13 protein-coding genes and 2 pseudogenes are annotated in these 14,826 nt (G+C 45.2%); 2 read left to right on the forward strand and 13 right to left on the reverse strand.

The features are described 5' to 3' along the window. Both AB6D93_RS16865 and AB6D93_RS16870 read left to right on the forward strand, forming a co-directional pair. Window positions 1-212, forward strand: a 212-nt coding sequence (locus tag AB6D93_RS16865) for a transposase (protein ID WP_229648123.1), incomplete at its 5' end; no start/stop codon positions are given. A 582-nt stretch (window positions 213-794) separates the two neighbouring features. Then, on the forward strand, window positions 795-1,970 hold the full coding sequence (locus tag AB6D93_RS16870; protein ID WP_017064690.1) for a threonine/serine exporter family protein: 1,176 nt from the start codon (window positions 795-797) through the stop codon (window positions 1,968-1,970). Window positions 1,971-2,282: 312 nt separating this feature from the next. Here the strand turns inward: AB6D93_RS16870 and AB6D93_RS16875 are convergent, their stop codons facing one another. The 13 genes and pseudogenes from AB6D93_RS16875 to AB6D93_RS16935 all read right to left on the reverse strand — a co-directional run bounded on the left by AB6D93_RS16875 (window position 2,283) and on the right by AB6D93_RS16935 (window position 14,825). Continuing rightward, complete coding sequence (locus tag AB6D93_RS16875) at window positions 2,283-3,266, reverse strand: GTP-binding protein (RefSeq protein ID WP_032548688.1); 984 nt, start codon at window positions 3,264-3,266, stop codon at window positions 2,283-2,285. A 92-nt stretch (window positions 3,267-3,358) separates the two neighbouring features. Beyond that, window positions 3,359-5,035: an amidohydrolase family protein gene (locus AB6D93_RS16880; RefSeq protein ID WP_017062008.1), complete on the reverse strand. Its 1,677-nt coding sequence runs from the start codon at window positions 5,033-5,035 to the stop codon at window positions 3,359-3,361. Between the two features lie 109 nt (window positions 5,036-5,144). After that, entirely contained in the window at window positions 5,145-5,780 is a 636-nt protein-coding gene (locus AB6D93_RS16885) for a hypothetical protein (protein ID WP_017064692.1), read from the reverse strand. Beyond that, window positions 5,740-5,862: pseudogene (locus tag AB6D93_RS16890) on the reverse strand (carboxylesterase family protein); the annotation flags it as partial. The pseudogene AB6D93_RS16890 and the gene AB6D93_RS16885, both read right to left, overlap by 41 nt. A gap of 44 nt (window positions 5,863-5,906) precedes the next feature. Next, a complete protein-coding gene (locus AB6D93_RS16895) occupies window positions 5,907-6,191 on the reverse strand; it encodes a hypothetical protein (RefSeq protein WP_017062010.1) in 285 nt (94 codons plus the stop codon). Between the two features lie 377 nt (window positions 6,192-6,568). Further along, window positions 6,569-7,528, reverse strand: a pseudogene (tnpC, locus tag AB6D93_RS16900) (IS66 family transposase); the annotation flags it as partial. Further along, window positions 7,429-8,169, reverse strand: coding sequence for a YegS/Rv2252/BmrU family lipid kinase (locus AB6D93_RS16905; RefSeq protein WP_102332858.1), 741 nt, complete (start codon window positions 8,167-8,169; stop codon window positions 7,429-7,431). The gene AB6D93_RS16905 and the pseudogene tnpC, both read right to left, overlap by 100 nt. Before the next feature lie 19 nt (window positions 8,170-8,188). Next, complete coding sequence (locus tag AB6D93_RS16910; RefSeq protein WP_102332859.1) at window positions 8,189-9,094, reverse strand: LysR family transcriptional regulator; 906 nt, start codon at window positions 9,092-9,094, stop codon at window positions 8,189-8,191. Between the two features lie 78 nt (window positions 9,095-9,172). Next, complete coding sequence (locus tag AB6D93_RS16915; protein WP_102332860.1) at window positions 9,173-10,567, reverse strand: BatD family protein; 1,395 nt, start codon at window positions 10,565-10,567, stop codon at window positions 9,173-9,175. Further along, entirely contained in the window at window positions 10,564-12,270 is a 1,707-nt protein-coding gene (locus AB6D93_RS16920; protein ID WP_102332861.1) for a VWA domain-containing protein, read from the reverse strand. The genes AB6D93_RS16915 and AB6D93_RS16920 overlap by 4 nt, the downstream gene beginning before the upstream one ends. Beyond that, window positions 12,263-13,342: a VWA domain-containing protein gene (locus tag AB6D93_RS16925; protein ID WP_102332862.1), complete on the reverse strand. Its 1,080-nt coding sequence runs from the start codon at window positions 13,340-13,342 to the stop codon at window positions 12,263-12,265. The genes AB6D93_RS16920 and AB6D93_RS16925 overlap by 8 nt, the downstream gene beginning before the upstream one ends. Continuing rightward, window positions 13,335-13,862, reverse strand: coding sequence for a DUF4381 domain-containing protein (locus tag AB6D93_RS16930; protein WP_102332863.1), 528 nt, complete (start codon window positions 13,860-13,862; stop codon window positions 13,335-13,337). Before AB6D93_RS16930 ends, AB6D93_RS16925 begins: the two co-directional genes overlap by 8 nt. Continuing rightward, complete coding sequence (locus tag AB6D93_RS16935) at window positions 13,863-14,825, reverse strand: DUF58 domain-containing protein (protein WP_065679397.1); 963 nt, start codon at window positions 14,823-14,825, stop codon at window positions 13,863-13,865. It lies immediately after the preceding gene. Between the last annotated feature and the right edge of the window lies 1 nt (window position 14,826).

Raw genomic sequence — 14,826 nt, forward strand, 5'->3', positions numbered from 1 at the left:
CGGCAAGTTATCCGCTAAACACCTGCACCCTAGAAGGGATAAACAACAAGATAAAACTAATCAAGCGAATGGGGTATGGGTATCGAGATACCGACTACTTCTTGGAAAGCCGCGATGAACCACAAATAAGCGGCTCTTTTTTAGCCCAACTTTCTGCTCTTAAACCTTATCGACTGTATCCGCCCCATGAACCCACGGGACGATATTGTTAATACGTGAGCGCCGCAATCACACTGTTAGCGCTAAGGAACCTTTGAAACCGTCATCAAAGCTCATTCATAATAAGCTATTATTTACAGTAGATTTCGGTTAATTTTCCAAAGGCCATTATGAAAAACAAACTGAGTTTAGCAATTCAAGCATACTGCAACTGGATTGATTCAAACATTATTGAAATTGCTTATGTCGGTTCCATTCTAGTTGTGATTCTAACGCTCATCATCAATCTTATTTAGGCTTCCATTTCCTAAATATTAGTTTCCTTTACTCATTACCGAGCTTTTCTAAAAGCCTCAGAGTTAAATCAATCACCTCATGGATTTGGAGTTTTACGCCTTCAAATAGCTGCGTGAGCGGATCTATTTTTGAGGTTGCAGCTTCAACAATGACTGATTTACCTCAACGATAAACTGATAACCTCTCATTCAATGAATCCTATCTTTTTAACCATTGCCTTGTTCGTTTGTAGGGGCCCGTCCTCTATACACGACTATTGGTTACGCTTGAATGAGGATACTATTGAATTAGAATGCCCCTCAAACATATATCGCCTTGGTGATTGAGAAACAAACAGAATGAAACAAACAAATCATATCGAACAATGCCAGCAAGAAATTTTGAGCTTTTCGGACCGATTACATCAATCTGGTTGTGCGCCTTACTCGGTAGCTCAATACACTCAAGCTTATGCAAAACGCCAGAACATTGATGTCTCTATTGATGTGACCCCGACAAAAGTCATCACTATTTTTGAGCAACCCACGCAAAAAGTCGTGATGGAAAACAAAAAACCACCCTCGGTTAACTTACGTGATTTAGTCGCAACGCTTAAAGGGTTTTCGACTCATTCCCATTACGAAGGTTCAGAAACCTACTCGAATCGTACCTTGTGCTTTGCCAATTTATTGCTTCCGCCATGTTATTTAATGTTAGTTGGCAGTACTTATCTGGCGGTCGGTTTATCCATTATTCTGGGCGCTATAGCCTGGCTAGCACAAATTTTCCTGACTGGGCCAAGAAGCATTCTTGTCGAGTTCTTTGTCGCCTTAGTAGCCAGTTTTTTAACCGGTATGATAGCGGCACAGGTTCCCGGCTTACCAACATTGGCACTGTGCATTTCTTCCATTGTCCTTTTTATTCCTGGGTTAACCGTCACCAACGGCTTAGCCAGTCTTGCTCTCAATGACTTTCGGTCAGGTATCGAACTGCTTGCACAAAGCGCACTCATAGTAATGAAAATATTCATCGGCATTGTTATGGGGTTAGGCTTAGCCAACATAATCAATCAACCATTATCGGTACCGGTATTTATTGATGAAATCCCATTCGTTCTTCATGTCACCGCACTGATCGGGATTTCTGTCGCTATTGGCCTTATTTTCAACGCAAGTATGACAGAAATTCTCTTAGGCCTTCCTGTCGCGGCAATTGGCATGTGGGGGCCACATTGGTTTACTTCCGATTGGGTTGTAGGTACATGGGTAAGCACAATACTCATTACGCTTTACGGGTTGGGGATGGGAAAATTGCGTCACGTTCCACCACTCATATACATTATTCAAGGGATCATCATTCTTGTCCCCGGTAGTCGAATCATTGTCGGAGCAAGTGAGTCCTTCTTTGCGACCTCCATTTTACCCATTCCGAATATTGGTCTGTCCGCCTTGCTGATGTTTGGCGCGATTATGGCGGGACAAATCATGGTTTATTCTATATTTAGTCGTCATTTTGATTCCATCATTGAGGACTAACCATCGAGCTAACAATCGCTGATCAACACGCCCCAATAAGCCACGATTGAGTCTTTATCTGCTTTTTGACGTTAACCGATTCTGAGAAGGTACTGATGAACAGAGTCTCGAAAATCGATAAGACTATTTTGTTTCAGATGGCGAGGGGAATGAGCAATATGGATTTGGAAAAACCGAATAGAATCGAAAGTAGCCAATAATTCAATAAGATAAGGATGCTTAGGATGAGTCAATGCAAAGTAGGCAGAGGTAAGCTAGGTATAGGCAAGCGCTAGGTTGATAGGCTTGCCATCTACTCCATTTCCGCTCTAACTACGCCACCAGTGCGTTCAGTTTTTTACGCATACTCTCTTTATCAAGGCCACCTTTAGGTCCAATGAAGACTAACCGTGACGAACGAGATTCATCATCTTCCCATGCATCTCCAACCGTCACATTGGCTCGCTGGCCCGTGCACTGAAATACACAGCGATGATCAGGACGATCGGTTAAATTTAAAATACCTTTCATGCGATAAGCATCAATTGAAAACTGTTGCAGTAGAGGATACAAACTTTGTAGATTAAGCGGTTGATCAGTTTCAAAGCTGAATGTTTCGAAATCATGGTTCACGTGATGACAGTGCTCATCATGACAATCATGGTGCTGGCATTCCCTTTGATCAGCCGCTATTTTGTTAGTGACAAAGCGCGTACTTTCAGGGGCATCAAATAAGATAGGTAAATCCACTTCGCCGAATGAAATATCAATCAATTTAGCAAACGGAGCTTGTACTCGGCACCATGCTTTGACTTGCTCTAGTTTATCAGCATCGACTAGGTCAACTTTATTAACCAGAACAATGTCAGCCACTTGAATTTGCTGCTTCGACAACGTCTCCATTGGGCCTTCTAGCCCTAAAATGTTTTCCGCATCGATCGTCGTCACGATTGCATTTAAAGGTGCGTGTGCTTGCAGTTCCGGATCTTCAAATTGAAGTGCCACTTCTTTGGGTTCTGCGATACCTGAAGTTTCAACAATAATATGGTCTGGGCGTTCCTCTAATGCGAGTAAACGCATTACCGAAACGACTAGTCCTTCTGCAAGGTTACAACAGATACAGCCATTCTCTAGGCTGATCATATTTTCACTTTCAGATTTAACTAACTCCGCATCAACATTGATTGATCCAAAATCATTGACGATCACAGCCATGCGCATTCCATTTGCATTGGTTAATATATGGTTTAGTAGGGTCGTTTTCCCTGCTCCTAAAAATCCGGCTAAAATTGTTACTGGAATAGGCTTCTTGCTCATAGCATGCTCTCTTTCGATTTTCGTTGTCTATATTTACTCGGTAAGCAATAAAAAAGGTTGAGCTAATGCCCAACCTTTTAAGTCAGGATAACTTAGCCAGTAACTTTGTTGCGAACCGCTTCACCTGGGTTTGAATCTAACAACATTTCACCAGCTTCAATGATAGGTGTCCCGTTTACAAGTACGTATTTCATGCCTGTAGAAAGGGCATTTGGTTTATCAAATGTTGCAACGGCTTTTACTTCATCAAGTTTGAAAATAGCTAAATCAGCATCTTTACCTACTTGAATACGACCTTTATTTGCCATTTGTGGAACAGCATCCTCAAGAATACGACATGCGTTTAAGCTAGTTCTTTCCATCGCTTCTACTAGTGTTACCGCTTTGTATTCCTCGACATATTTTTCAATAAAACGAGAGAAACAAGCAAGTGAGCGAGGGTGAGCTATTGCGTTGCTTGGAAGTGGCCATACATCACCTTCAATTAATACGCCTTTATCATCCATCCAAGGCATTGCATCTGAAGCGATAGCTGCACCTGGGAATAATACTGAACGGTCCATTTTAGCGCGATCTTCTTTGTTCTCATCGGGTTTTAAGAAGTGCATGACAACCACGGTACCGGGCGCTGATGCTTGTAGTTCAGTGACTTTTTCTTGGTTTAGTGCTTTACCATTCGCTTCCATGTAGCTAGCGCTTGGTACACCCCAACGTTGTAACCAATCGTCACCACGGAAAACTTCTGCGCCAATAACGGAAGAGCCAGCACCATAAGGATAAGCTTCAGTAGTAACGGCTAAACCTTGATCAATGGCGGATTGAACTAAATCGGCACAATCTTCGATATCTTGTACTGACGTGCTGTTGAGGTGACAAATGTGCATGTGTGCACCCGTTGTCGCCGACAGGCTAATGAGTTCTTGGTATGCTTCAAAGCTTGATTGTGGCTCTGCGCTGTTTAGGTAACGAACGTGAGTGTAGGTTGGTACTTCATAGCGTTTTGCTAGTTTAGCAAGATCATAGTACTCTTTGTGGCCATAACCTGGTGCGTAACCCGCGTTAATACCAATGCCTAAGCCCCCCTCTTTAAGACCTTGCTCAACCGAGCCCAGAATTTGTTTTAATTCATCTGGGGTTGCTAGGGTATTTTGCCAATTGTTTTTAGAAAAAGCTTTCTGGAACCAAACAATCGTACCATCAGGAGCAGGCATCGTAGGTTCTTTTGCTTGAATACGAGCGTAAGTCCATGCTACAGAAGCGCCGTAATTAATCGGGCGACCTTCAGCAGCAGTAATATCGTAGTACGTTCCGATTGGGAATAGACCAGATTCCATCTCAAGAGCGGTGGTTACGCCATCGAATGCTTGAGCACGGGCAGCAGGAAGTTGTTGTCCGTGAGCGTGCATATCGATAAAGCCAGGTGCAACCACGAGACCTTCAGCATCGATGATTGTTTTGCCTTGCAGCTTTTTGTCTGAGATTGCAGCAATACGCTTACCTTTAATACCGACGTGACGAATTGCGTCGAGTCCAGTTTCAGGATCAACAACACGGCCATTTTCGATAACGATATCAAATGGCCCTTTCTCGTTAGGCATCAGTTTGATGTTTTGGCCAACCAGTTTTTCAGGGGCTGCATGTAAAACAGAGGCAAAAGGCAGTGCCGCAGCCCCAACCGCTAACTTAGTCAAAGTCGAACGTTTATCTGTATCGACACCATCAAGTAATACTTGCGTAGCGTCCAATTCATTTGGGTCGTAATTTTTCATATTGATACCTGTTATGTTTGTTGTAAAAAAATACTAGTTCATGATTGCTATGAAAACTATGCTGCATGTAGAAAAATCAATCGATTGACTAACACCCACCTTTCCATCATTAGAATCCACTGCCAACCGTTATATAAAACGCGCTGTCAACGTCACTAAAAGCGAGGTCTACCCCCATGTGTAACCCATATCGGCAAGCTATCTGATAGCGAAATCCAGCACCATACGCATCGACACTTTCATCGTCTGACAGACTGCCCTCTACTGTCGCTTTACCCAGGCCATAAAACGCAGAAACGGTCCAACGATTATCAATCGCATTATCGTATTCCGCGACAACACCCAGCCCAGAGGTCACCGAGCTTTCGCCCATAAAATATTGAATAACGCCATTGATAGCGTTATTCACATCTTCATTACTGGTCTCAAACTCTACCGAGCTCTGGCCAATAATCTGTTTCACACCCAGCATCAATGGTGTGTTTGCCACTCGAAACTGGAGCTGCTGAAGCGCAGCGACTCCCGAGTTTTTTGTGCCGAATTGAATCGTTTTGTTGTACGACGCACCTATACTGAACTCTTTGAAAATATCGAGGTTCGCCTTTCCAGCGCCAACGCCACCCGTATATCGAATGGTATCTTTTAGCCACGACGGTATCACCGTTAATGTCGGTATCAGAACCTGCGCCATATTCAAAGTCCCCACCATGAATAAAGACATACACGGGTAATGACTCTGAACCATTGATCTCCGAAGGACGCCAAATATTAAGATTCAAGCAATCTTCAGATTGCTCTTGCTGGGTTATTTTAAGCTGTGGGCACACGACGCCAAATTGTGTCGCATCTATAGCGCTATCAGCATTGTCTTCTAATTGACGGAGTGACTGTGCTGAAAACGTTGTTGATCGGCGTAAGTGATTCCTTTAAACGCTTCAATGGATACGCGTTGCTCGTCACCTGCTAAGGTATTGATCACAACAGACTCTCTATTTGCGAAAAGAGTCGCGTCCCCGATGGATACTGAAACCTGCTCTGTTGGTAATGTCTGAAGCGGTTCTGGCTTAATAGGACGTGAGCTGGTTTCATCACTACCCCACGCAGAAAGAGCAACAGTGATAGCGATAACCATGAGTGAGCGATGCGTTAAATTCATGGTTGTACCCATAAATGTGTTCGGCCATCTGACCTGATATTGGTATCATCAAACCTGAGAATCCCTATGCTCAGCCATGCTCATTTCTGGAGTATTTGAAGTATTTTTTCTTTATGGTGCGATATTAATTCACTCTTTAAATTTGAATAAATCGCTTATGCAGGACGTGACCCTACATATATTCACTACCGTGAGTGGATGTCGCTTTTTATTTATCACAAAGACTTCTTGTTGTACCTTATTTGGCTGACTATCTAGGGTTGATAAAATTTCAACGGGTTCTTGAAACAGCTCTATAGGGGGTTGCTGTGACTCTCCTTCTGAAGCTTCAAACTCATCAAAGAACCCAAATATGTTATTAGAGTCCGATGGCATAGTTAGCACCAAACGTAAGTTTCGAGGCCAAAGCCAATATTGTTGAGGTCTGTTTTGACTTGACCCGAAGAGGTCCAAGGTAGAAGTGCGTCGATATCAGGCTCTGCTTTCGCCAGCTCTTTCATGCACTTGACCATGTAGTCTTAGAGGATAAGACCGTTGGCTTTCGCGGTCTCGATGATGCTGTAAAGCATCGCGCTCGCATCAGCACCGTTTGGTGTGTTGGAGAACAGCCAATTTTTCCTGCCAATAACCAGCGGTTTAATTGCGCGTTCAGCGCGATTATTATCGATAGATAAGTGACCATCGTCGATATAACGAATGAGTTTAGGCCATTGCCCGAGCTAGTACTTTATTGCTTTGCCTAGTGGGCTAGAGCCTATCACCTTCTGGGTTGTCATCCATTGGTAAAGCTCATCCAGTATCGGCTTGGCATACGCTTAACGCTCTGCTTTGCGTTCTTCGGCAGGCGCACCTTTTAAGCGTGATTCTATCCCGTAGAGCTTTTGGGGGTTAGCCAGCACCTTATCAGCCTTGCCCGATTTACCTTCCCCTTGAAGCTTCTTCGCGTCCATGAACTTGCGTTAAGCACCCCACATTAGTGACGTGATGCAGACCATGATAAGCCGTGTAGCCATCGGTTTGTAGATAACCGTTGTAGTCACCTAAAAAGTCCACGGGGCACACCCTCGCGCGACTGTTTTGATAGTCGTACAAGGCGATTTTTTCACATTCGGCAGTGCCGCTTCGGGCGAGTCAGCGCCTGAGCAGTAAAGCCACATATAACACTGCTTCTCTTCTTTGAGCACATTGAGCGGCGTTTCATCCGCCTGAACCACCACTTGTTGAAGTAGGTTCTCCTTCAAGGCCGCATACAGCGGGGCGAACTTCTCACTGACTTGGATAACCCACCTTGCCATGGTGGCGCGTGATAGCTCGATACCCGACTGGGTAAACAGCGATCATCAATCAATGCATTGGGTGCTAACTCTTGTCCTCCACCCGCTAAGCGACCATTACAAAAAGCACCCACAAGGATCTCGCCGGTAAAGCTGCCTTTGTCTATGGGCAACGTGCCACTGTAGGGTTTAAAGCCAAGTGCTTTCACCACACCTGTTAGTGTATACGCACCGCCACCGAGAAAATCTTTAAGCTCGACTGGCGTTTCAGCTGTGACTTCAGCACCAAAACCCGCCGCAGCGACATTCATAAAATAGCGGTCATTCGCACGCACGCTATCCACCGCAAACGCCTTGCCTTCCAGCGCCAGTTCAAAAGCACCCGAAATATCGTTAGGTATTCCCGTTGCGGTAGCAAAATCATTCGCAGTGCCCATTGGGACAAGCGCCAGTTGTGGTCTTTCACTGGCACGGAACAGGTTGAGCGCGTTAACGGCTTCATTCACCGTTCCATCGCCACCGACAACAATCAGACGCTTAACACCATCGCATATTGCCTCGCTTACCAAACGAAACATGTCCGACGATTCCCAAGTCACTCTAACTTGCAGGTCAATATCATTGTCCCTCGCCGCAAAGGTGGCTTGCCTTAATTCCGGGATATTGGCTTTCTTTCCGTTTAAAATCACGCGAATGCTGTCCATGGCTATGTCCTTGTATAGGCTAACTTGATAACTCTTTTGCTGCCGCTTTGATCTTAGCTCGTAACCACTTATGGCTTGGTTCATTAGTACGGCTTGGATGCCAAATCATACACATATCGAGGTCTTCCAACTCGAAGGGTAATGGTAGTGTTTTTACCGCGTACTTTTCAGCAAAACAACGCACTGATGAAATAGGCATTACTCCGATGTACTCAGAGCCTTCGATAACAGGAAGCATCTCTACAACGCCCGCTGCGCGATACACGATTCTACGTTTCTCAAGGTCACTATAGTGCTCAGAGCTTAATAAGCTTTTGCGCGCATGCCACCTAGAGACCACCACATGCTCGAGTGCTAAGAACTGTTCCATATCGATGGTATCGCCAACCGTAGGATGATCACTACTACACACCACGACCAGCTCTTCTGTAGAAATCACCTCGTGCTTAAGCATGGTTCTTCCTTTAGGCGTCATATCAACAATCACGTCGTGTCTTTGCAGCCTTAAATCAGACTCATAGTCTTCGGTAAACAGAGGATGAACCTCTAACGCGATACCTGGTGCGACTTGGCTGATTAACCGGATGACTTTTGGCATCATTTCGTAGCTCGCCGCCGAGACGCAGGCAATGGAAAACACGCGGCCTGAGGTTTTAGGATCGAAGTCTCTTGATGCGGATAAGGTAGAAGTAAAGTTTTTAAGTGCAGCGGCCATTGCAGGATAGATATCAATAGCGAATGTGGTTGGCTCTACGCCTGATGTGGTGCGATGAAACAGTGGCTCATCATAGATATCTCTCAACCTTGCAAGTGCTTTACTCACTGCTGGTTGGCTTATATCCATGCGATTAGCAGCTCTAGATAAGTTCTGCTCTTCATAAATAGCGACAAATATAGGAATTAGATTTAGTTCGGTACTTTTCATACAGTTCCATATTAAAGAAACAGGTTCTCCATAGTAGAGAACCTGTCGATTATGTTCGATGCGAATGACTAAAGTTTGCTACTTAGTTCTATCTTTTAAGTCTGGCAAGGCTTTAGGGATTTTCAAGCGAGCAGCAATTGAACGAGAATTGCTTGAGTTTGATGTGTCACTGGGCAAGTTACGTAACCCTTTCCATAAACGAGTGAATACGTTTTTATCTTCACATCCTTGTTGAAGGGCTTTGCTATCTTCTAGCCAACGCTTTTGTCCATTTGATTTACCATGTTGCGCTTTATCCAGTTGCACTTTATTCAGTTCTAACTGAGAGGTTTGGTTTCGCAATTGACGGTAGATAAAGGTTCTTAATGCAGCCCAATTACCTTGCTTAACTAAACGACGTAGTACCAGCCAACTCGGTGTTGGGCGGTTTGCGTAGTAACGCTTAACCGAAACAATCAACGCAATGCAGACTAACAACACCAAACCAACACTAATAAACACCGACATGTAGGCTTTGATGAAAGATTGGACTGTGTGTTTGGCTTCAAACACTTCGCCTTTTATCACCACGTTTTCAAGGCGTTGATTTTTGCTGTCCCACCACTGAAATGAAAACTCTGGCAGCGTAAACTCACCACCCTGCTGAATCACATATACAGTCTGTTCAACTCGGCTTGAGCGATAATCACCACGTTCTTGAGTGTCATCCAAACGGTTGGGCTGTGGGTAAGCTTGGAAATGCTTAGTGGACTTATTGGTTAGCACATCTGGCAGCAACACAGAAAAGCTGTCTTTTGCCTTAATCGTGATAGTTCGAGTAATAGCATCGCCAACTTTTAGCTCTTCACTTGAGCGTTGCCATTGTTGCTCTATATCTACTTCTGTCGCAGAAAACCAAGGCGTTTCATTATCGAGTAAACCTGAAGGCAACGAAGCTTCAAACTTAATCGGCTGCGTGTAAAGCGTACCGCCCACGTTTGAACCATCAGGAGCAGAAACTTGGATACGAACCGGTACGGTTGGAATAACAAACTCACCGGAAGTCATCGGATAAAGCGTCACTTCCCAACGCTGACGTGACCATGTAGTACCACCGACTCTTTCTGTGTAGTTCGTCGCGAGTTGGTTACGCTGCTTAGCGATAACGTTAGGGATTTCGATACTGCCGATTCGAGTGCCGCCCGTTAACCAGCGCGGTGTCGCCACCTCAATGTTCAGAATGACCTGCTCATTTACGCTGACTTTGCCCGGCGTTATCTTATCGCCTGACTTTGGCTTTTCCCCTACCCAAGCGATAAGCTCAACGTCACCACTTTTTTGCAGATCGAAGATATCTGCAGCAGAAACAAAAGTAGGGAAAACAGTGCTAATCAATAGAACCATCGACACAAGCAAGGTCTTGGTTAGTTTAAAGGACTCTGAGCGCCCTACCTTTACTTGAATCGATTCAAGAGCTAAATCATATCGACTCATTGCGTTTGCTCCTGTTTTGACGCTTGTTCGATGGAAGGCGCAGGATCTCTTAACTGAATTTGGAATTTGGATTTCAAGAAGAACTTAGGATCGGCTTCTACTCGCTTTAACCACTTGTCGGCAAGCTCTTGGCTGCCCAAAATCTCATTCGCGTTAAGTGTTTCCTTAAGCATCAATTCCGCTACCGTTTCTTCTTCAGCGCCATCACCCGTTCGCGGCTGATCGTCTTCGAGTTCTAAAGATTCTTCAGGGCCATCTGTGGTTCCAGACTGGCTTTCACTGGTTCGGTTTACCTCTTCGACAATTCCACTAAGCACAGCAAGATTGTTCTCCACATCCGTTCTTAGTTCTGGTGACAGATCCTCTTTCTCACTTAATGATTTCAAGAGGTCTCGTGCGGCAAGGTATTCACGCTGCCTAGCTAACGCACTCGCTGCATTGTACAAACCAAGGTCAGTTTTGGTTTGCAAAAACGCACTGTGAGCGAGCTTAAAATCACGAGCATAGTAATAAGCCGCGCCCTTTCGCATTGGGTCAGTAAAATGTTTGGCAGCTTGAAGATATTCTTTCTGATTCAACAGGCGTTGACCTTGCTGATCGGGCGTTAACCATAAGTCCCACCACCATTGAGCTGTTTTGTCCCAAGTAGTAACCGACTCCACCACAACTGGTTTCTCAGCGGTTAAGTTGACTGTTTTCGCCAAAGTGTCTGGTGAATACATGCTGCTTGTGATCATCAAACCAACGACACACCACTGCACCAACCACCCTTTTCTGAACCATAGCAACATAATGAAAGCCATTGGAATAAGCAGTCCATAGCCCATGTCTTTCCAAGGCATTGAAGATTCGCCGTTGAGCTGCATGTTTCTTTCAACCGCTCTGTTCAGTTGTTGGATATCCGAATCATCAACGGTCACTTCAATCACTCGTCCACCCGTCTTACTCGCTAAGTTACGCAGTGAATCTAGGTCGACAGGGTTATCGCTCACCACATTACTGTTTCCTGCGGCGAGAATGAGCAACTGATACGGATTGTCGTTAAAGAAACTCTCGTACGCCCTAATGGTGCTTGGGTTTACACCATCTGATACCAACAGTACAGAAGAGCCTAACTCACCAGACAGTTGCTGATTAATCAGTGGCAGTGCTTCCTCTGCTGACTTACCTGAAACAGGCATGATATCGGGTGTGATAGCCGCTAGAAACGGTTCAAACACCTTGCTGTCTTGCGTGATGGGCATCGCCACGTGTGCGCTGCCTGCATAAACCACTAAGCCCGTATTACCGCCTTTGCGAGCTGCCAATAAGTCTCTAATTTTCTGCTTAGATCGTTCCAAGCGACTTGGAGGCAAATCTTTAGCAAGCATAGATTCACTATTATCAAGCACAACCAACATCGACGCTTTGTCTTCACCAAAAGGCGAAGCCTCACGCTGCCATGTTGGGCCAGAACAGATAATGATGGCGATAGTCACAATCACCACCAATAGCTTCAACGGCAGTTGCTTGCGCCAGCCTGTTTCGCCAATCGTCAATGCATCACGTAAATGTGTAGGTAAAATGTCTTTCCACGTTGGTTTGGTCTCTTCTCTCCAACGAACCCATAACAGGAAGAACATCGGAATAAAGGCCAACAACCACAAAGGTCGGATAAAATGAAACTGGGTAAAAAACTGTTGTATCGTGAGAGAATCAGGCATCACTCTCTCCTTTCAAATTCTTAACAGAAGAAGCGAGCAGCGATCTTCGGCGTATCGTTGCTAAGCTGAATGCGGTCAAATACATCACTACAACAATCGCCATCAAATAGTGGTGCAGCCCCTGTTTAGGGCGATAAGTGGTACTTTCATATAACTGAGGTTCAAGCTCACCAATCTGAGCATAGGCTTTGGTCAGTTCGTCGCGGTTAAGTGCTTCAAAGGCTTCGCCACCTGACTCTTGAGCGACACGCTTGATGGTTTCCATATCCAGAGCAACCTCTCCAACGGTTTGCGGATCGCCCATCGCAATAACGTGAATTCGAACGCCTTTAGCCTTGGCGACTTTTGCGGCATCGATAGGCTCAACAAAACTTCCTGTATCATTACCGTCTGTTAATACGATCACGACTTTCTCTTTTTCGTTGGTGTCGACGTTTGAATCTTGAACGGCAGCACTTTGCTTTTCACTTTGTTCAAACACCTTGATCGCCAAGCCAATTGCATCGCCCAAGTGCGTACTTTGCCCTGCCATCGCGACATCGGTTTGATTAAGCAGTTCAAGCCATACATCTTGGTCCGCGGTAAATGGCGTTTGTACAAACGCTGCATCACCAAACAAGATCAAACCGAGTCGGTCTCCTTTTCTGGTTTTCGCAAAATCGGCTAACACCTCTTTGGTCGCATCTAAACGAGAGATTTTATCGCCTTGTTTAGAAGTGAAATCTTGCTCCGCCATTGAGCCAGACAAATCGACCACCACCATCACATCACGACCCAATTGTTCGCGAACCTGTGGCTCACCAAGAATGGTTGGTTTCGCTAACGCACACACGACCAATACCCAAGTAATAATGAGCGTGGTTCGTTGCCACCAGCTTGGAGTTAACTGGCTTGCACCTTCTGACGGTGCTTCCCCAATCGCTTCTACCAATTCTCGAAAAAATGGCACCTTAATCGCCATTTGCTTAGTTCGATAAGCTGGCACCGCAAAGTAGACCAACAACGGTAAAGGCAGCGCAATAAACCACAGCGGATGCGCAAATTCAAAACTGGCAGATAAAACATCAAACATTGTCTTGCCCCTCAACCGTTACCTGTACATTCGGCTTGTGAAGTTTTAGCCACATCATCGCGGTTTGAATTACCTCTAAACGCTGTTCAAAGCTCAAACGCACATTAGGGTCAATTAGGCTTTGCATCCATAATTCCGAAACTTCATCGGCAAAGAACGCATTGCTGTTTTCACTCGTGTTGGCGCTAACAGGCAGATAAGCGTTTAGACGGTTTACATAGGCTTGTCCAAACAGCTTTGCATTACTGCTGTCTAGGTAACGAAGCACCACTTTGAGAACTTTAAAGGTTCGCTCGGTTGAGTTCTTGTCTCGTGCATCCAATAGCACGAGCTCTTGAAGCGCTTCTTTGCGATAACGGTTATTCCACCATTTCTGCGCCAAACGATAAGCCAGATAGATAGCGACCAATAACAGAATAACGCCAAGGATCTTCCAGCCGATAGTTTGAGGAGCCCAGCTCACACTGTCAGGAATCGCTACATCGTGCAGTTCGCGGAGGATATAGGTACCAACAGCCATTTAGCGCCCTCCCACTAGCTTCTGCAGCTGTGATATGTGATTGCCCGACGTGTCTAATTCTATATAAGGGAGGTTTTTCATCGCCATCAATTTAGCAAGGGACTGTTTCTGCAGTGCCGCTTTTTGAGCAAGACTTTCACTCGCGAGGTTTACCTTAGATTGGCTATCCAGATTAAGTTGAAAGCGACCATCACCCACCACCCAGTTTGCGCTTGCAAGATCTTGAGGCAATGACTGTTCTAATGGGTCGGTGACCATAATGGCCAAGATATCGTTGTGTTGCTGTAACTGCTTTAGTCGATCGAGATGTTGTTCTCGGCAGTCTCGCCAGTCACTAATGAATATCAAGGTTGATTGCTTGAGTCTCATTCGCTTGATCAGTTCAATCCACTGGCTAAAACCAACACCCTCGCTGTCACTCACACTCACGTCTAAGCTTTGATTAGCCTTGGTAAGATGCTTTAACTGAGCCAATAAATCAGACTGTGAACGCTGCGCTTTGGTATGAAAGAGCTTTTGGTGTGACGCTAAAACGAAGCCGACACGATCACCATCTTTAAGCACTCGCCACCCACACAGTGCCGCCACTTCGGCAGCCACAACGGATTTCATGGTGTTTTGAGACGCAAAGAACATCGAACTGCGCTGATCGACACAGATCATCACATTACGGTCTTTCTCTTCGGTATAGCTACGAACATGAGGCTTACCCGTTCGCATCGTAACTTTCCAATCGAGATTACGGATATCATCACCCAATTGGTAATGACGTAATTCTTCGAAGTTCAAACCACGACCACGGAACAAAGAGTTATGTCTGCCCGAAAGTACGCTGCCCGCTTTTAAATGAGGTAACAGTGAAAACGACTCAGCTTGAGCCTGAATTCGCACTAACCTTGAATAATCACAATACAGTCGTGGATCAAGGCCTTGCGATTTGGGAGCTTGTGTTGGCTTCGCCATG

This window comes from Vibrio sp. 10N.247.310.23 (assembly GCF_041467155.1).
GTDB lineage: Bacteria > Pseudomonadota > Gammaproteobacteria > Enterobacterales > Vibrionaceae > Vibrio > Vibrio crassostreae_C.